The sequence below is a fragment of the Halorientalis sp. genome (assembly GCF_028275115.1).
In the GTDB taxonomy this organism is placed as follows: domain Archaea; phylum Halobacteriota; class Halobacteria; order Halobacteriales; family Haloarculaceae; genus Halorientalis.
On sequence record NZ_JAQCNH010000039.1, the window covers coordinates 43,864 to 59,561 of the forward strand.

Consider the following 15,698-nt stretch of genomic DNA (forward strand, 5'->3'; position numbering starts at 1 on the left):
AATAAGACTAAACGCCAAACTGTAATACGAGTGGCTATGGGGACGTTGCGGGCGCGGACGGTCGGGGGTACAGTACTACTGGCGCTGTTGCTCGTTTTGACGGGTTGTAGCGGCGGCGGTGCCGACAGCACGCCGGGCGCAACTACCACGCCGACGAACACACCAGCCGCCACGTCGACCGACGCGGGGACAGCCACCGTTGGCACCGACGGCGGCGTCACCGGTGACAGTGACACCGAAGCCAGCGAACGGTTCGGCAGCGACTGGGACCGATTCTACGTATTCAACGAGAGCGAGGCCTACGGGTACGAGGCACAGTTGCCGAACAGGACGACACAGATGGCGTGGGTCGTCACGTCGACGGCCAGCGAGAACCCGGGGCTGTACGAGGGCGTGACTGCGAGCGTCACCGTCGACCGATTCAGGACGAACGCCACCGCGTCACAGGCGGACATCTTCGCCGAGATAATCAGCGACGGGTCCGTAGGCGAACCGTTCCTGTACGTGCGGACGCCGGTGGTACTGGCGGCGGGTCACGACCTGAGCGTCGGTAACTCGTGGACGATTCAGGGCAGTGAGGTGAGCGTCGGCGACGGGTTCGAGGTCAGTTGGGACGAGGCGACTGCGGAGATTACCGGGACTGCGACCGTCGCGGGAGAGCCGTGTTACACGATGGAGCTTCGCTTCCCGGGCAACGAGACGGGGCCGGTCAGTTGTGTGAAGTACGACTGGCCGTTCGCGCTGGCAGTCGACACGACCACCCAGGACTACCGACTGGCGGAGTTCGAGCGCCCCTGAGCTAGCGGGGGCAGGTGGCCCGGTTTCTGTCAGCGGTCAAAACCGTGATTTTTGGGCTCGTGGAATCTATGAACCCTTATATGGCGTCGTTCCCAACCACAGGATGATAGGTGTATACGGATGGGTAATCCATGGATAGCCATCGGGGCACTAGCGTTGGTCGGCCTTCTCATCCCAGTCGGGATGATGGGGATATCGAAGCTTCTCCGGCCCAGTGTGCCCGAGCAGGGAAAACGCTCCACATACGAGAGCGGTGAGATCCCGACCGGTGACACCCGGATTCGGTTCAACATCCAGTACTACATGGTCGCGCTGCTGTTCGTGATCTTCGACATCGAAACCGTCCTGATCTTCCCGTGGACGGTCATCTACCGCAGCGCGCTGGAGAACGGCGTCTCGTTGACGAGGACGCTGGGTCCAATGCTGGTGTTCATCGGCGTTCTCGTCGTCGGTCTCGGGTGGGCGTGGCGCAACGGCGCGGTCAAATGGGTCCGCTCACCGCGGGCCGAAACGCAGAAAGATGCCAGGTAACACATGAGTAGTCAAGACAAACTGACGGATACGGTCGGTGCCGACTCGCAGTCGACACAGGACGCCCGGATGGGCGAGGGAGCCGACAACCGGTTCAACTCCCCGCTCCGGAAGGCGCTGGGCTCGTCCCCGTTCATTCTCACGAAGTTCGACAAGTTCATGAACTGGGTTCGGGGCTCGTCGATGTTCATGCTGCAGTTCGGAATCGCCTGCTGCAGCATCGAGATGATGCATACGTACTCGGTCAAACACGATCTCGACCGGTTCGGAGCCGGCGTCCCGCGGGCCTCGCCGCGACAGGCCGACGTGATTATTATTCCTGGGACTATCGTCTCGAAGTTCGCCCCACGGATGAAGCGGGTGTACGACCAGATGCCCGAGCCGAAGTTCGTCGTCGGTATGGGCTCGTGTACCATCTCCGGCGGCCCGTTCCAAGAGGGGTACAACGTTATCAAGGGCGCCGAAGAGGTCATTCCGGTCGACATTCACGTCCCGGGCTGCCCGCCTCGTCCGGAGGCCCTAATCTACGGGATTGCCAAGCTTCAGGAGCGGGTCGCGAACGGCGAGTCCGCGCCCGTGACGGTCAAGCCGTACGAACTGGAACAGTTCGGCGACCTCGACCGGGACGAACTCGTCGAAAAACTCGCCGGCCAGATCGACCACGACGACCTGGTCATGCGGTACAACTGGGTTGATTCGCCATGAGTCTGGAAGACCCGGGGCCACGTGACGTTGGCCTCACGAAAACAGGTGACGTCAACTACGACGAACTCGAATCGCTGCTGGGCGACGACGTGCTGGGCCGCGAGGAACACCTCAACGCCGAGGCCTTCGTCATCCGGCCCGACGCCGTGCAGGACGTCCTCTCGACGCTGAAAACGGACGCCGGCTTCGACAACTGCAACTGCGTTACCGCACAGGAGTATCAGGACCGCTACGAGACGATCTATCACCTCACGAAGTACGACGACCGAACCCAGGAAGTCGGCGTCGTCGTGCCGACGAGCAAGGACAATCCCGTCTCGGAGTCTGCCGAGCCGGTTTTCCGGACGGCCGACTGGCACGAGCGTGAGGCGTACGACTTGGTAGGCATCGAGTACGAGGGTCACCCCGACCCGCGCCGGATTCTCCTCCCGGAAACCTGGCAGGGTCACCCCCTCTCGATGGATTACGACCAGACCAAGCCACAAGTCGTCACCCTGCGTGAGAACAAGAACCCGCTCGAGGAGGACCAGCGGCTCAACGACGACAGCGACACGATGTTGCTCAACATCGGGCCTCACCACCCGGCCACGCACGGCGTCCTCCACGTGGAGGCGACGCTGGACGGCGAGCAGGTCGCCGACGTGGAGCCCGACATCGGCTACATCCACCGCTGTGAGGAACAGATGTGCCAGCAGGGCACCTACCGCCACCAGATCATGCCTTACCCCGACCGCTGGGACTGGGGCGGTGCGGGGCTGCTGAACGAGTGGGCGTACGCCCGGACGGCCGAGACGCTGGCCGACATCGACGTGCCCGAGTACGCGCAGGTCATCCGGACGATGTCCGGCGAGCTGTCGCGGATTCTCTCGCACATGCTCGCTGTGGCCGCGTATGCGCTGGACGTCGTCGGTGACTTCACCGCGACGTTCATGTACGGGATGCAGGACCGGGAGGTGGTTCAGAACATCCTCGAAGACCTGACCGGCCAGCGGCTGATGTTCAACTACTTCCGGCTGGGCGGGGTCGCCTGGGACCTGCCCGAGCCCCGCGGGGAGTTCTTCGAGCAGATCCGGGCGTTCATCGACGACCTGCCCGAAAAGCTGGAGGAGTACCACAATCTGCTGACCAGCAACGAGATTCTGCAGATCCGGACCGTCGACACTGGTCGGCTCGAGCCCGAGATTGCAAAGAGCTACGGCGCGACGGGACCGGTCGCCCGCGGGTCGGGCATCGACTACGACATCCGTCGGGACGACCCCTACGGCTACTACGACAAACTCGACTGGAACGTGGTCACCGAGGACGGGTGCGACAACTACGCCCGTCTACTGGTTCGGCTCCAGGAGGTGGAGGAGTCGGCCAAAATCATCAACCAGTGTGTCGACCTGCTCGAGGGCTGGCCCGAGGAAGACCGGACGATTCAGGCCAACGTCCCCCGGACTATCAAGCCCGAACCCGACACCGAGGTCTACAAGTCCGTCGAGGCTGCGAAGGGTGAGCTCGGAATCTACATCCGCTCGGACGGGACGGACACGCCGGCCCGATTCAAGATTCGGGGTGGTTCGTTCTCAAACCTGCAGACGCTGCCGGAGATGGCCGAGGGCGAGTACATCGCGGACCTGATCGCGTCGCTCGGCAGTCTGGACACCATCATGGGTGAGGTGGACCGGTAATGACACTGTCGGACACCATCGCCGGTCTCCTGGGCCTGAACGCGAACGACCCCCTGCAGTTTGGCATCGCGGCGATCATCGCGTCGACTATCGTCGGCACGTTCATGCTCGTGAACGTCGCGATTGCCGGTCCCTGGGCCAAGCGGAAGATCACTGCTACGTTCACAGACCGCATCGCGGTCAACCGCATCGGGCCGTTCGGTCTGATGATCATCGTGGCAGACGCAGTCCGGCTGCTCTCGAAGGAACTGATCGTCCCAGAAAAGGTCGACCGGCCGGCGTGGGACCTCGCGCCGCTGGTCATCGCGGGCTCGGCGCTCTTTGGCTTCGCGGTCATTCCGATGGGGAGCGGCATCCAGGTCGCCGACCCCGAGGTCGGCTTGGCGTACGTGTTCGCGGTGGCGTCGCTGGCTTCGGTCGGACTCGTGATGGCGGGGTACGCGTCGAACAACAAGTACTCGATGCTGGGCGGCCTGCGCGCTGTGGCCCAGAACCTGGCCTACGAGATTCCGCTGGTCCTGACCGGCGTGTCGGTGGTCCTCTTTGCGGGCACGCTCCAGTTGGGGAACGTCAACGCCGCGAACACGATCGTCGGTGCACAGCAGGCGACGCTGGCGACCGTCGGCGGCATCGAGATTCCGTCGTGGTACGCGTTCGTCAACCCGTTCGCCTTCATGCTCTTTCTGGTGGCTAATCTGGCCGAGGTCGGCCGGAACCCGTTCGACACACCGGAGGCACCGACCGAGATCGTCGCCGGGTACCAGACAGAGTACTCCTCGGTCTACTTCGTGCTGATGTATCTCGGGGAGTTTATCCACATCTTCCTCGGCGGTGCGATCATCGCGACGATCTTCCTCGGTGGACCAGCCGGTCCGGTTCTGCCCGGAATCGTCTGGTTCCTCGTCAAGATCTGGGCGGTGTTCCTGCTAACCCAGTGGGCGCGGTCGGCGCTGCCCCGGGTTCGTATCGACCAGCTCATCGAGATCGGTTGGAAGGGAATGCTCGTGCTCTCTTTCGCCAATCTGATTCTGACGGCGATCATCGTCGGGGTGGTCGTCTGATGACCGACGCGACGTTCGGAGGTAACCAATGATCGGACTGCTCAAATCCATGGCGACGACGATGAAACACGCGCTTGACGGAGACACGTTCACCGTCAAGTATCCTGAAGAAGCACCCGAAGTGAGCCCCCGCTTCCGCGGGGTCCACAAGTTCAGTCAAGAGCGTTGTATCTGGTGTCGGCAGTGTGAAAACGTCTGCCCGAACGACACGATTCAGATCGTGACCGACGAACAACGCAACGGCGAAGAATACAACCTCCACATCGGGCAGTGTATCTACTGCCGGCTCTGTGAAGAGGTCTGCCCCGTCGACGCCATCCTGCTGACCCAGAACTTCGAGTTCACCGCCGACACGAAAGACGAACTCGCCTACAACAAAGAACAGCTAAAAAACGTCCCCTGGTACAAGGACATCGACCCACTCGAGTCCCGTGAACCGGACCGTGGGGCCTGGATCGGCGAAGGCGAAGGCGAACTCGATTACCAGTAAAATCGCGCTGTACCGGGGAGAGCGAAGCGAGACGCCGGCTTTCGCGCCAGTACCTCCGGCGTTTGGTTCGTGAACTGAGTGACCCACTCCTCGACAGCGGTCGCCGCGGTCGCTCGACCGGCGCGGAGCTATGTCACTGTCATCACAGGGATCCCGATGATGTGGCGTTCTCCGGGGCCCAAGCCGGTTTCGGCTGCGCGCGCGAATCTGATAAAGAAATCTTCAAAGGCCCACCGATAAGAGAGTGAAGTAAGATGGGACTGTACGAAATCATAGGGTTCGGGTTGTTCGCGTTCGTTACCATCGCGAGCAGCCTCGGCGTCGTCCTGTTACGGGACGTGTGGCACTCGGCGCTGATGCTGGGCGTTGCGTTGCTCAGCGTCGCAATCCATTACGTGATGCTACAGGCCGAGTTCGTCGCCACGATGCAGATACTCGTGTACGTGGGCGGCGTTCTGATCCTGATTACGTTCGCCGTGATGCTCACCCGCAGGGAAACGCCAGCGGAGTCGCCCGAGGTGACCACATGACGACCCGACCGCGGATTGCGGACGATATCAACTGGGCGGCGGGTATCGCATCGCTCGGGCTCCTCGCCGTACTGGTGGCCGTGTTCCTCGGTTCCTCGTTCGGATCGGCGGCCGGGTTCCCAGACGCGTCGATCACCGCAGGAATCGGCTACGCGATGTTTGACCTCGCAGGTCAGACGATGCTGGAGACCGAGGAGTTCTTGGTGTCGTTCATCGTCATCGCGGTCGCACTGGACGCCGCGTTGGACGTGGCTGTCATGCTGGCGAAGCGCGACGACGAGACGGCTGGCACGCTCGCCGACGGCGGCCAGTCACCGGGACAAGGTGAGCGCTGATGGTTCCCGCCGAGTACTACCTGTTGCTGTCGGCGGGGATGTTCTGTATCGGTCTGTTCGGAATCCTGACCCGTCGCAATGCCCTGTTGTTCCTGATGTCCGTCGAGTTGATGCTCAACGCGGCCGCGATAAATCTGGTGGCGTTCTCCCTCCAGTGGGGGAACCTCACCGGCCAGGTGTTCTCCCTGTTCCTGATGGCGCTGGCCGCCGCCGAGGTCGCCATCGGGATCGGTATCATCCTGGTGCTGTACCGGAACTTCGCGGACATCGACGTAACGAAGCCGACGACTATGAGGTGGTAAGATGGTGAGTGCATTCGAGTTCGTTCCGGCGATTGCGGTGTTGCCACTCGTATCGTTCGTTGTCGCGCTGGCCTTCGGGAAGTGGATGCCAAAGAAGGGGGCGCTGGCCGGAATCTTCGCGACGGTCGGCTCCCTGCTCATTTCGATCTGGACAGCGCTGACGGTCGCGGGCTTCCTCGGGTCGGAGACGGCCTATCGAGAGACGATATGGCGGTTCGCGACGGGGACCGGGACGTTCGACCTGCATCTCGGGGTCTTCGTCGATCCGCTGTCCGCCCTGATGCTGTTGATTGTCTCGCTGATCTCCGTCCTCGTGTTCATCTTCTCGCTCGGCTATATGAACGACGAGGACGAGACGGGGCTGCCCCGATACTACGCCTCGCTCTCACTGTTCAGCTTCAGCATGCTCGCCTTTGTCTTCGCGGACAACATCCTGATGGCGTTCATGTTCTTCGAGCTGGTGGGCCTGTGTTCGTTCCTGCTCATCGGTTTCTGGTTCCGCGAGGACGCGCCGCCCAGCGCCGCAAAAAAGGCCTTTTTAGTCACCCGCTTCGGTGACTTCTTTTTCCTGATCGGCGTCGTCGGCATCTTCGCCACCTTCGGCACGGGGCTGTTCGCCACCGAGGCAGGGTTCCCGCATATGGCCGAACAGGCGGTCGCCGGCGAGATGCCCGAACCGGTTGGTGGATTCCTCGGCGCCGTCGGCATGGGCGCCCAGCAGTGGTTCACCGTCCTGGGCCTGCTCGTGCTTGGCGGTGTGGTGGGCAAGTCGGCGCAGTTCCCGCTGCACACCTGGTTGCCCGATGCGATGGAGGGTCCGACGCCCGTCTCCGCGCTGATCCACGCGGCGACGATGGTCGCGGCCGGTGTCTATCTCATCGCGCGCATGTACGGGTTCTACCTCCTGACGCCGACGACCCTAGCCATTATCGCGCTGATCGGGGGCTTCACGGCGTTGTTCGCGGCGACGATGGGCGTCGTCAAGCAGGAACTCAAGCAGGTGCTCGCGTACTCCACCATCTCTCAGTACGGGTATATGATGCTCGCGCTGGGTTCGGGCGGGTACGTCGCCGCGGTCTTCCACCTGACCACCCACGCCGTGTTCAAGGCGCTCCTGTTCCTCGGTGCGGGGTCAGTCATCATCGCCATGCACCACAACGAGAACATGTGGGACATGGGCGGACTCAAAGAGAAGATGCCCGTGACCTACTGGACGTTCCTCTCCGGGTCGCTCGCGCTGGCGGGTATCGTCCCCTTCGCGGGCTTCTGGTCGAAGGACGAAGTGCTGTACGAGGCACTGATTCACGGCCTCGGCAGCCCGGTGCTGCTGGTCGCGTGGGCGATGGGCCTGCTGGCCGTCTTCCTGACCGGCTTCTACACCTTCCGGATGGTCTTCCTGACCTTCCACGGTGAGCCCCGGTCGGACACGGCCGAAGACCCAGAGTCGGTGCGCTGGAACGTGAAGCTCCCGCTCGGGGTTCTCGGCGTGCTGGCGGCGACCATCGGGTTCATCAACATGGTACCGATCAAGAAGCTGACCGGGCTGAAGATCGACCTCCTCCACAAGTGGCTGGTGGGCTCCGAGGCGCTCAACGCGGAGTTCCTGACCGGGCTCGAACACTACGAGCCGATTCTGAAGAACGTCGCCGGCATCGAGTCGAGTTTCATCGCGGGCGGTGAGATTCCGACGCTGCTGCTCTCGGCGGCACTGTCGCTCGGACTGGCGCTGGCCGGCGTCGGGCTGGCCTATCGGTTGTACGCGGTCGAGGAACCGGTCGAACACACGGAGAAACTCGGCGGTCTACGGACGCTGCTCATGCACAACTACTACCAGGACGAGTATCAGGTGTGGCTGGCGGAGGACGTGACGCTCCCGCTGGCCCGCCTGGCCGATACGTTCGACCAGGGAATCGTCGACGGCGTCGTCAACGGCGTCTCCAGTGTGAGTCTGTTCTCGGGCGACCGCGTCCGGCACGTTCAGACTGGTATCGTGTCCAACTACGCAGCCCTGCTGACCGTCGGGCTCGCGCTCCTGCTGGTCGCCTTCGGCATTCTGGGGGGGTGGTTCTGAATGCTGGTCGAACTGCTCATCCTCTTCGCGCTGGTGGCGGCGGGGATCGTCTTCCTCGTCCCCGACGAGTACGCGGGCCAGTCCGCGGCCGTCCTCAGTCTCGTGCCTGTCGGCGTAAGCCTCTGGATGTACAGCATCTTCGACGGGACGGGCAACGCCCTACTGGAGGGGAGCCAGCCCGCCTTCGAGACGATCACGAGCTGGGTCACGCTCGGCCCGTACGCGATCAGTTGGCACGTCGGCCTCGACGGTGTGAGTATGCCGCTGGTCGTGTTGACCACACTCCTCACGACGCTCGCAATCGTCAGCGCCTGGACACCCATCGACGAGCGGGAGTCACAGTTCTACGGACTGGTGCTGTTCATGCAGGCCGCGCTGATCGGCGTCTTCGCGGCGCTCGATTTCCTGCTGTGGTTCGTGTTCTGGGAGGCCGTCCTCGTCCCGATGTACTTCCTCATCGGCGTCTGGGGCGGGCCGCGTCGGAAGTACGCCGCAATCAAGTTCTTCGTCTACACCAACGTGGCGAGTCTCGTGCTGTTCGTGGGCTTTTTTACGCTGGTGTTCGGACTCGGTGACTCGATCAGTACGCTCGGGCTCCCGGCCATCGCGCAGGCGCTGAACGCCGGCCAGCTCGGCAGTATCGGCGGCGTCAGCCCCAGCACGGTGAAACTGGCGGCGTTCGCCGCCTTGTTTTTCGGCTTCGCGGTCAAGGTGCCGGTCGTCCCCTTCCACACGTGGCTACCGGACGCTCACGTCGAGGCACCGACGCCGGTGTCGGTGCTTCTGGCGGGCGTCCTGCTGAAGATGGGGACCTACGCTCTGTTGCGGTTCAACTTCACGATGCTCGCGGACGTGGCGCGGGCCAACGCCGAGTTGATCGCCATCTTCGCGGTCGTCTCGGTAATCTACGGGGCCCTGCTGGCACTGGCCCAGAAGGACCTCAAGCGGATCGTCGCCTACTCCTCTATCTCGTCGATGGGGTACGTCATCTTGGGGCTGATCGCGTTCACGCCCCACGGTGTCGGCGGAGCGACCTTCCAGATGGTCAGCCACGGGCTGATCTCCGGGCTGATGTTCATGGCCGTCGGCGTCATGTACAACGAGACACACACCCGGATGATCGGCGACATGTCCGGGATGGCCGACCGGATGCCCGTCACCGCAGGGGTGTTCGTGGCGGCCGCCTTTGGCTACATGGGCCTGCCGCTGATGAGTGGCTTCGCGGCCGAGGTACTCGTGTTCATGGGCGCGTTCCGGTCCACGACCATCTCGGCGGCCCCGCTGTTCACCGGCATTGCGATGTTCGGAATCGTGATCGTCGCGGGCTACCTGCTGCGTGCGATGCAAAAGACGCTGTTCGGGCCGTTCCGGCTCGAGACCGACTACGACATCGGGCGCGCCCCGTTCCAAGACGTCGCGCCGCTGTTCGTTCTGCTGGCGCTCGTCATCGCGCTGGGCGTCGCGCCTGATCTGTTCTACACGATGATCCAAGACGCAGTGTTCGAAGTGACGGCGCTGGGCCTGGGAGGTGGTGCCTGATGATTCCGCTCCAGACCGCAGACACGTTACCAGACTGGGCGGCGCTGGCCCCGGCAGTCCTACTCGCGGTGACCGCGCTGGCCCTGTTCCTAATCGACAGTATCGACCCGAGCGACGAGTCGCCGGGCCTGCTCGCAGGCGTCGCGACGCTGGGCCCGGTCCTGGCGATGGTCGTCACGGGCTGGTATCTGGTCGCGGGGACCGGGATGCCCCGGACCGGCGGCGCAATCGAACTGTTCAGCGGACAGCTGGTCGTCGACGGAATGAGCCTGTTTTTCACGTTCATCTTTACCAGCGTGTCCGCACTCATCACCGTCGCCAGCTACGATTATCTGTCGGGTCGGCAGAACCAGGCCGAGTACTACGCGCTGGTGCTGCTCGCGGCTACCGGGATGTCGGTGATGGCCTCGGCCAACAGTCTCGCGACGGCGTTCGTCGCGCTCGAACTGTCGAGCCTGCCGTCGTACGGGCTGGTCGCGTATCTCAAGAACGACCGCGGAAGCGTCGAAGCCGGGCTAAAGTACTTCCTGATCGGTGCGGTATCCTCGGCTGTCCTCGCCTACGGGATTAGCCTTATCTACGCGTCCTCGGGTGTGTTGCAGTTGCCCGCCATCGCGGGCGTTCTGGCCGCTGGCATCGACAACACCGGTGTCCTCGGCGTAGGCATCCTGATGGTCGCGGGCGGCTTCGCGTTCAAGACCGCCTCCGTGCCGTTCCACTTCTGGGCGCCGGAGGCCTACGAGGGCGCGCCCGCACCCGTCTCCGCGTTCCTGTCCTCGGCCTCGAAGGCCGCCGGATTCGTCTTGGCGTTCCGCATCTTCGTCACCGCGTTCCCGCTCGACGTCGTCGCGGGTACTATCGACTGGGCACTCGCGTTCACCGTGCTGGCGTTGGTGACGATGACGGTCGGAAACTTCGCTGCCGCGACCCAGGACAAGGTCAAGCGCATGCTGGCGTACTCCTCGATCGGGCACGCCGGCTACGCGCTGATCGGAATCGCGGTACTGACGGGCACGGCCGATCAGGGCTACGCCCTGGGTGCCAGCATGCTCCACCTGTTCGTCTACGGGTTCATGAACACCGGCGCGTTCCTGTTCGTCGCCCTGGTCGAGTACTGGGGCGTCGGCCGGACCTTCGAGGACTACAACGGACTGGCAAAACAGGCCCCCGTAGCCTGTGTCGCGATGACGGTCTTCCTGTTCAGCCTCGCGGGCCTGCCCATCGGGGGCGGGGCGCTCTCGAAGTGGACGCTGCTGTCGGCGACGGCCAGTGCCGCCACGCTGGGTGCATGGCTGCTGGCCGCGGCTCTCATCGTCAACAGCGCGCTGTCGCTGTTCTACTACTCTCGGGTGGTGAAAGCCATGTGGCTCGAAGACCCGACGGGCGACTTCGAGGTCACGTCGTACCCGACCGGCCTCTATGCGGCCGTCGTCGGCGCTGCTATCGTGACCTTCCTGCTGTTGCCGGCTTTCGGCGTCGTCTCCGGCACGGCCTTCGACGCCGCGGCCGCACTGTTCTGAGACCGCGGTTCGGTTTTCGCTCGTCGCTCCGGTCACGGCTCCCGACCGACAGCCTTTCCGCCTGTCGGTTCTTCCATTTGACCGATGAAGTGGCGGTGTGAGTACTGTGGGAAGCCACACGAGCGAAACAATCCGCCGTGTGGCAACTGTGGACACAGCGAGTTCGAGAAGGCAGTCGTGCCGATGGCACCGGAAGCCGAGGACGAGGACGCTAGCAGGACGTACGCGTGGATCTGTACCGAGTGTGGCAACGACCATCCCAAGCACACGCCGCCCTGTGACCGGTGTGGGAACGCCAAACTGGAACGTCAGGAGCTCAGCTACGACGAGGACGAGATCGTCGAGGAGATGCTCGAGGGGAGTTCGAGTCAGGCGCCGACCGCGGACGTCGGTTACCTGGAGGTCATCGACGCGAAACTCGTCTTGCTCTTTCTGGGGGTGGCGGCGGTGGTGGCGTACCTGGCGCTTGGTTTCTTCGGCGTCGTTCAGATTCCGGGGATTTCACCGACGCCACCGGTGCCCGGGAACGCCACCACCGCGGACGGACTGCTGTTCACTGACGTGGAGTCGGCCTACGTCGGCGCGTTGAACACCCGACGGTCCGAGGATGGGTTCGGGAATCTGACTGCCGACGAGAACCTCGCCTCGGCGGCGACGTACATCAATCAGCAGGTCGTCCGGGCACAGTACGGCGACGAGGAGCGCCCGAGAGTCGACCAATCAGAAGTCAGCAACAGGCTGGGAGACGACTGCGCGGACGGGTACGCACCCGCGACGTACTCGTACGATCCGGACCGAGCGGACGAGGCATCCAGTGCCGAGCGCGAACTGGCGCAGCGACTGACGACGAGTTACGCACGGACCAGTTCGTTCGAGAACGGGTCGGAAGGGTTGGTCGGTATCGACCTCCACGCAGGGCCAGATGGGGTTCTCTACGTAACCCAGATCGTCTGTTAGGTGGCCGACTCGTACGCGGAGCGGAAGTCGTCGGCCTTCTCCATGACGCGCTCGGCCCCGGCTTCGAGCGCGTCCAGCGCGTCCACGTCTTCCTCGGTCTTGACCGTCAGAATCGGCTCGGTCTGCCCGCCGGACTGTTCGGGGTTCACGTCGTAGGTCGCGGCCTCGACGCCCACAGATTCGAGTAGCGCGCCCTTCAGGACGTTCATGAAGGTGTGGTCCTCGCCCGCGATCTCGATAGACAGTTCGGTGTCGGTTTTTTCGATAACCCGCAGTTCCATACCTTGGTATACCCGCATCGGAGGAATGAGTGTTACGAACTGAATTTGTGCGTCACCGGGCGGCGCGCTTCGCATGCCGGCTGTCTGGGTTCAGACCGGTTGCCCGGCCGGGAGCGTGGCGAGCGCGTCCAGGAGGAAAACTCCCTGCGAGTCCATCCCTGATGGTCTGCGGGGTCGAAACGTTCGGGGCGACCGGAGAACGGGAGATATCCCGATATAACACCCGAGGCTGGCCGCCAGGCCGGCCGAGGGTCCTCAAAAATACTGAAGAGATCGTCGGGCTCTCGAAAACACGTCGGGTTCCAGCACGTGGTCGAAGCGGAAGGGGCACAAAGTATTAGGAGCGCATGGGACTTGTGTGAGATAATGACGATACGCGCGGTCGAGCAGGTCGAGAACTGGAACGCTCACCCGTACTCGGGCGGGTACCGCGGCCTGCACGACCTAGCTGACGACGACTTCTCCGGTATCGTCGCGGCGGGACCGACGCGGCTCTGCATGACGTCGGGGCGTGTGATCGGAATCCTCGACGGTACCATCGAGGACTTCGAGGGCGCGTCTGGCACCGCATACGAGGCGCCAACAGCGGCGCTCCCACTGCTCTCGGTCATGCAGGAGCGAAGCGACGAGGTTCGTGCCCAGTATTACACCGAAGAAACGAGTATCGACGAGGTCGACCGGACGCTCACCCAGGGGAACTTCACTGGCTACGTCGTGCTGTCGGAAAATGTTCTCAGCGGCGACTACTATCTGGTCTACCACCAGGGCCGCTCGATGAGCGTCGCCTGGGTCGGCGCGAGCGAGAACCGCCTGACCGACGACGAGGCGTTCGACCGAGCCGACGACGAGGTCGGCATCTACGAGGTGCGACCCGTCGACATCGAAGTCGTCGATATTCCCGCACCCGCCGAGTCAGCGGCCGACGAAACAACGCCAGGAGCCGGCGCGGCGACCACGGCGACGACCGACACGGAGGTGTTCGACCTCTCGACGGCCGACGACACCGAACCGGCGACGGTCGACGACGAGAGAAGCGGGGCCGACACGGAGTCGGCCAGCGACTCCAGGGAGGCAGAGACGGGCGGGCAGACAGTCGACGGGTCGGACCCCACTCCTGTGGAACCGGAAACAGGCGCGGAGACGAACGCGGCGGGCGGTGCTGCGTCTGGGTCCGAGCCAGTGCCGGAGTCGGCCGAAACGCAGGAACAAAGCGGTAACGGCGCGGTCGGTGGCGACACGACGGAGACGGAGGCGGGGACTCGCGACGAGGACGCCGGTAGCACAGAGCAGACGCGTAGCGAGTCGGAGCGTCGGGAAGTGGGCGCCTCGCAGTCCGATAGCGAGCGCGGCGGGTCCGCGGGCACGGAGCGACAGCAGGACCAGGTTGACCGGGAAACGGCGTCACGACGCAGTGAGACGCGGTCCGATCGACAGCGGTCTAGCGCGCAGGAACCGGCGGCGAGGGAGGCGGGGACACAGCGCGAGACTGGGTCGCGGAGTGCTGACGGTACGGGCGGCACTGCAGGCACGAACGAACCGCAGTCGGGGGCAGCCGGGTCCACCCACGGCCGGCAGACGGAGCAAAGCGGTGCCGACGACGCCGGCGAACTGGAAACCAGGTCGATTCCGTCGCTCGACCCCGACCGGACGAGCGAGTCCGACGACCAGAGCGGACAGGCGGGGCCGACGGCCGACGGCGACCCGACGACAAGCGGGTCTGGCACGCGTTCGGACCGGGAAGCCGGGCCGGCGGAGGGGTCTGAGGGCGAGTCGCGCCACGGACGGGGACCGACCGGGCAGGGAGACGACCCTGCGCCGCGGCAGGACACGTCCCGGCAGGAACCCGAACGGTCACAGCCGGAGCGGCCATCCACAGCGGGAGAACAAGGCGAGCCACGCCAGGAGCCTGCCGGCCCCGAGCCGGAGCGCGAGCCACAAGAGCGCCCTGGCACAGGCGAAATCGACGAACTGGAGGCGGAGCTCGAATCGCGGGAGGCAGCGGTCGCGGACCTCGAGGCGAGACTGGAGACGGTCGAGAGTGAGCGCGACAGTATCGCAGCAGAACGCGACGAGCTGGCGGCCGAGCGCGACGAACTCCGGGAGCGAGTCGAACAGCTGGAACAGCGGATCGACGACCTCCGGACCGACGAGGGCGGGGAGTCGGTCGCGGGTCGCGAGCGACTCAGTCCAGCAGAGGCGATAGAGGGCACGAACCTCTTCGTCCGGTACGCGTCGAAGGGTGACGCGACGCTCGAAGAGGGTCACGCCGGGACCGCCGAGGCGGGTGCGGTCAACGACAACATGCAGATCCAGTACCACACCCAGTTCGAGGCCGAAGACGCGGCGGTCAACGGGGGGCCGTTCGGGACCTACCTCACGGAGACCATCCAGTACAGTTTCGTCGAGTGGATCGTGCGAGTGCTCCCTTACGAGATCAGGGACACCGGCCACCAGGAGGCGCTCGGGCCGCTGTACGATGCCCTCCCGCGGATCGACCGGGCAGAGCTGAACGGAGCGGTCGGTGTCCAGTACCAGGAAGACGGTGAGGAACACCGGAGTCAGGAGGGCTTCGACGTGGTACTGCGCGACCGGATGGGGAATCCCCTGATCGTCGCGAACATGAACGAGTCCCGCCAGCCCGCAAGTCGGAGCATGATGGAGGGGTTGATTGCGGCGTCACAGCGGGTCGGCGAGTCCAAGAAGTCACTGGCCGGCGCCTTCCTCGTCACGTCGAGTTTCTTCGAACCAGAGGCAATGGAAGCCGCCTCGGGCGCGACGGGCAGCGGGCTACTCAGCCGGGACAAGCGCGAGAGCTTCGTGAAACTCTCGCGGAAAGACGGGTTCCACCTCTGTCTGGTAGAAGCGCGCGAGGAGAATTTCAACCTCTCCGTCCCGGAGATCTGAT

At 64.0% G+C, this 15,698-nt stretch carries 15 protein-coding genes; 14 read left to right on the top strand and 1 reads right to left on the bottom strand.

All coding sequences use genetic code 11. The annotated features are described in order from the left end of the window. Positions 1-36 precede the first annotated feature (36 nt). The 13 genes from Q0964_RS06190 (at position 37) to Q0964_RS06250 (ending at position 12,512) form a co-directional block, all read left to right on the top strand. The gene (locus Q0964_RS06190; protein ID WP_299264817.1) at positions 37-798 is read left to right on the top strand and encodes a hypothetical protein; all 762 of its coding nucleotides are present in this window, start codon (positions 37-39) and stop codon (positions 796-798) included. 120 nt (positions 799-918) lie between these two features. After that, positions 919-1,329, top strand: a complete 411-nt coding sequence (locus Q0964_RS06195) for an NADH-quinone oxidoreductase subunit A (protein ID WP_299264819.1) — start codon at positions 919-921, stop codon at positions 1,327-1,329. 3 nt (positions 1,330-1,332) lie between these two features. Further along, positions 1,333-2,034: an NADH-quinone oxidoreductase subunit B gene (locus tag Q0964_RS06200; RefSeq protein ID WP_299264820.1), complete on the top strand. Its 702-nt coding sequence runs from the start codon at positions 1,333-1,335 to the stop codon at positions 2,032-2,034. After that, the gene (locus Q0964_RS06205) at positions 2,031-3,707 is read left to right on the top strand and encodes an NADH-quinone oxidoreductase subunit D (RefSeq protein WP_299264822.1); all 1,677 of its coding nucleotides are present in this window, start codon (positions 2,031-2,033) and stop codon (positions 3,705-3,707) included. The genes Q0964_RS06200 and Q0964_RS06205 overlap by 4 nt, the downstream gene beginning before the upstream one ends. After that, positions 3,707-4,768 (top strand): complex I subunit 1/NuoH family protein, encoded by a 1,062-nt coding sequence (locus Q0964_RS06210; RefSeq protein ID WP_299264824.1) that lies wholly within the window; start codon positions 3,707-3,709, stop codon positions 4,766-4,768. Before Q0964_RS06205 ends, Q0964_RS06210 begins: the two co-directional genes overlap by 1 nt. A gap of 28 nt (positions 4,769-4,796) precedes the next feature. Next, complete coding sequence (locus Q0964_RS06215; protein WP_299264826.1) at positions 4,797-5,258, top strand: NuoI/complex I 23 kDa subunit family protein; 462 nt, start codon at positions 4,797-4,799, stop codon at positions 5,256-5,258. 254 nt (positions 5,259-5,512) lie between these two features. Continuing rightward, positions 5,513-5,788 (top strand): NADH-quinone oxidoreductase subunit J, encoded by a 276-nt coding sequence (locus tag Q0964_RS06220; RefSeq protein ID WP_299264828.1) that lies wholly within the window; start codon positions 5,513-5,515, stop codon positions 5,786-5,788. Further along, positions 5,785-6,123, top strand: a complete 339-nt coding sequence (locus Q0964_RS06225; RefSeq protein ID WP_299264830.1) for a hypothetical protein — start codon at positions 5,785-5,787, stop codon at positions 6,121-6,123. Before Q0964_RS06220 ends, Q0964_RS06225 begins: the two co-directional genes overlap by 4 nt. After that, positions 6,123-6,425 (top strand): NADH-quinone oxidoreductase subunit NuoK, encoded by a 303-nt coding sequence (nuoK, locus tag Q0964_RS06230; protein ID WP_299264831.1) that lies wholly within the window; start codon positions 6,123-6,125, stop codon positions 6,423-6,425. The genes Q0964_RS06225 and nuoK overlap by 1 nt, the downstream gene beginning before the upstream one ends. A gap of 1 nt (position 6,426) precedes the next feature. Further along, the gene (nuoL, locus tag Q0964_RS06235) at positions 6,427-8,496 is read left to right on the top strand and encodes an NADH-quinone oxidoreductase subunit L (protein ID WP_414652136.1); all 2,070 of its coding nucleotides are present in this window, start codon (positions 6,427-6,429) and stop codon (positions 8,494-8,496) included. Beyond that, entirely contained in the window at positions 8,497-10,035 is a 1,539-nt protein-coding gene (locus Q0964_RS06240; protein WP_299264833.1) for a complex I subunit 4 family protein, read from the top strand. Then, positions 10,035-11,555 (top strand): NADH-quinone oxidoreductase subunit N, encoded by a 1,521-nt coding sequence (locus Q0964_RS06245; RefSeq protein WP_299264834.1) that lies wholly within the window; start codon positions 10,035-10,037, stop codon positions 11,553-11,555. Before Q0964_RS06240 ends, Q0964_RS06245 begins: the two co-directional genes overlap by 1 nt. A gap of 84 nt (positions 11,556-11,639) precedes the next feature. Continuing rightward, positions 11,640-12,512, top strand: a complete 873-nt coding sequence (locus tag Q0964_RS06250) for a hypothetical protein (RefSeq protein ID WP_299264836.1) — start codon at positions 11,640-11,642, stop codon at positions 12,510-12,512. Here the strand turns inward: Q0964_RS06250 and Q0964_RS06255 are convergent. Beyond that, positions 12,509-12,793: a DNA-directed RNA polymerase subunit L gene (locus Q0964_RS06255; RefSeq protein ID WP_299264838.1), complete on the bottom strand. Its 285-nt coding sequence runs from the start codon at positions 12,791-12,793 to the stop codon at positions 12,509-12,511. The two genes, Q0964_RS06250 and Q0964_RS06255, sit on opposite strands and share 4 nt — an antisense overlap. A 366-nt stretch (positions 12,794-13,159) precedes the next feature. On the opposite strand from Q0964_RS06255, the gene Q0964_RS06260 reads away from it, so the two are divergent. Further along, entirely contained in the window at positions 13,160-15,697 is a 2,538-nt protein-coding gene (locus Q0964_RS06260) for a DUF7527 domain-containing protein (RefSeq protein WP_299264840.1), read from the top strand. The last annotated feature ends 1 nt before the right edge of the window (position 15,698 follow it).